At 48.7% G+C, this 2,805-nt stretch carries 1 protein-coding gene; it reads right to left on the bottom strand.

All coding sequences use genetic code 11. The annotated features are described in order from the left end of the window. On the bottom strand, positions 1 to 2,805 hold a 2,805-nt coding region (locus KDK19_RS20915), incomplete at both ends, for a DUF4116 domain-containing protein (protein WP_257292864.1).

Here is a 2,805-nt window from a genome sequence, read left to right on the forward strand (position 1 = left end):
TTACAACTTCATCATCATCCTGCATTTCCTCGCTGGCATATTGCAAGCCAATGCCAGATTGAGTCACGACGGACATAACGATCTTTCTATCATTCTTCAGTTCTTCACTAGCATACTTCAAGTCATCCGGACGCAATTTAACAGCTGCTGATACAAGTTCTTTATCATCCCGAACCCGCTGGCTGGCATATTCCAGCCCATGCTTCAGCAGATGTTTTTTGATCTCTTCTCTATGACCCGGAAACGACTGACCCGGCGGAACATGAAACCTCAGCTTGTAAGCAAAAGCCGGGTTAATAATAAAGTATTCATTTCTCAAATAGCGATAAACATCCTCAACCAATGGAGTAATGTTAAAGTGGCTTGATAATAAAATATGATGTAAGAGTTCCCTGCGGATGTTTTCGCCAATATCATCACTCATTAGCACTGACGCAGGATACACCAATAAAGCTAACTTTCGACACTGATCAATAAACTGTTGTTGGTAATGGCTTAATAACTGATAGTAAAGGGGAGTTTTGTCATGCTGGATATCACTGGCTATTAAGAAAAGGTTATGCTGAAAGGAAAATCTGTCAGTTTCAGTAAGCGCATCACTATCGAGGCGTTGTGCCAACAAGTTAAAGTTCCACTGTTCTCCTTCATCTCCTTCAAAAATAGCTCTGCCCTTCAAGTCAAGATCCATGTCACGAACAGCAAGTAACGCTGTCATCAGTTTTTCAAAACCTTCCTGCATGGTTTCAGGTGATGTCATTCTGGCCCATTCGACGATCATGTCTCCAGCTATGGCGTTAAAACTGACCTTCATGGTACCGGCATCTTTATTCAGTCCGATCGCTTTCAGTAACTGCACCAGAAACCACATACGTTTTAAAGCACCGGGGTTATCACTGCCATCAGGTTTACCAAATCTGTCAGAGAATTTCAGCCGCAGAGTATGTCCTTTCCCCGCCTCTGCGTCTCTGAATAGCTCAACAACGGCCACATGAAACCCAAGCCTCAGGTTAACAATCAAGGCATCATCCATACTAAGCACAGTCCCTTTTCGCCCTGATCGTTGGATGGATGCTTTGCCGGACGGCCTTAAGAGCGGTGCTTCTGCATCCGGGGTCGTGCAATCGACATAGTTGATCTTCTTTTCCATAGATATCCTGCCCTGTGCCGAAGCCAGAGCGACCGGTGCCAATGCCTCTACAAAGCGCTGATGCAAGGCAAAAATCAGCTCATGGATACTCCGCACCTGCTCAGCCTCCAAGGGGTTAAGTGCTTGAAGGGAGGACTGTAGCTGATGGCAGTTAGCCACCCACTGACGAAAAGCGCCTGTGGATACCTGCTCTTCTTCATCAGATTGCAGGGAAAGGCTGATCGTTTTTAACCCTGATCGGATGGTGTCTTTCAGCGTCGCGAACCGGTTGATTAGCTGCTGCAATTCATCCTGCAATGGCTGGATCTTGTGTGAATCCTTGTCACCTGCCAGCTGCAAGAAGGCCCGGTAACCCTCCAGCATTGCTTCAGCCCCATGAATCAGCCGATTAATGTTGTCACTGGTCTCTGCCAATAGCTTTAATCGTTGTGGCGACATGCAAAGTTTTATGGGGTTTGCCAGACAATCCAGGCCCCGGCCGGGGACAAAGAATGCCAACAAACGGGCATTTTGACCCGTCAGCCATTCAAAACTGCTGGTGACATGACTGAATGTACCTTCAGGGGGGGACAAATCATCCGGTAACGGGATGGCTTTTACTAACGGCACATCAGAAACAGCAGAAGACAGGCTTCTGTGACTGACCAGTTTTTCGCTAATGTCACCGGCAACAATGAAAGCTCCGGGCTCACCTTTGAAGCGGGCGCAGGCCAGTGTCGCCTGATGGCCATCCCGGGCGGCCAGGGTCGCAAACTCTTCATTGGTCAGCATCAAGGGTATTTTTTTCTGTCTCATAAGGATGGCCACGTGGTCATTGAATGCACCTGAGGCGAAGACAACACCTCCAGTCCGATCGAGACATTCAGGCACAAGCATCCAGTCTTCAGCATGTTGGGCCAGGAGAATGGCTCCCTCTGGCATAAAGCCTACGTGTTGTTTTTTGGCCAGCCAGAGTGGTCCGGTACAATAGCCTTCGCTGATGCCCTCACCACTGGCCAGACTGTTTTCGGGTATGGGCATGGTAAAAACCATGTCGCCAGGGAGTTGGGTTATAGGGCGCACCTGCAACAGGAACAGGCGCTCCTGATGATCGATTGCAAACTCTACATCCACGGGGCAGAGCAATAGGTCTTCCAGCTTTGCCACCATCTCCGTGAGTTTTGAAACTATGCTATTACCAATCTGTTGACCATCGTCGTTTGATGGAGCATCTCCATCATAAATTATTCTTTCCGAATAGCCGCTATTATCGATGTTTTTATGCAGAATGAAGTGACTTGAAATCGTTCCGGGAAAGTATTGAACGTTTTCGGCTCCTTCTTTGCGAGCAATATCGATGCGGTGGGGCGTGTTACCCGACTGCCCTGCCACTATCCCCCTTGGCTGACCGCGTGTGAACTCAGACCTGATGGTATTATCCTCAAAGGATCGAAAGCTCATGGCGACCCCGCCATATTGGCAATCCACGCAATGTTGGATAATCAACGCCATGGGCTGCGGTATTCCTTCGGAGCAGACTTCAGGCCGGTAACCTGAGGCCATGACCTTCAGGCAGGTACGCAAAACATCGTCATCTCCCTGAACTTCAGAGCGGTATTTACCCGCCTGGGCATCGCCGTAGTTGTCTTCATTGATGCCAGAACTGCGGACAATCACCG

It is taken from the genome of Endozoicomonas sp. ONNA1, from assembly GCF_024606325.1.
Taxonomy (GTDB): domain Bacteria; phylum Pseudomonadota; class Gammaproteobacteria; order Pseudomonadales; family Endozoicomonadaceae; genus Endozoicomonas_A.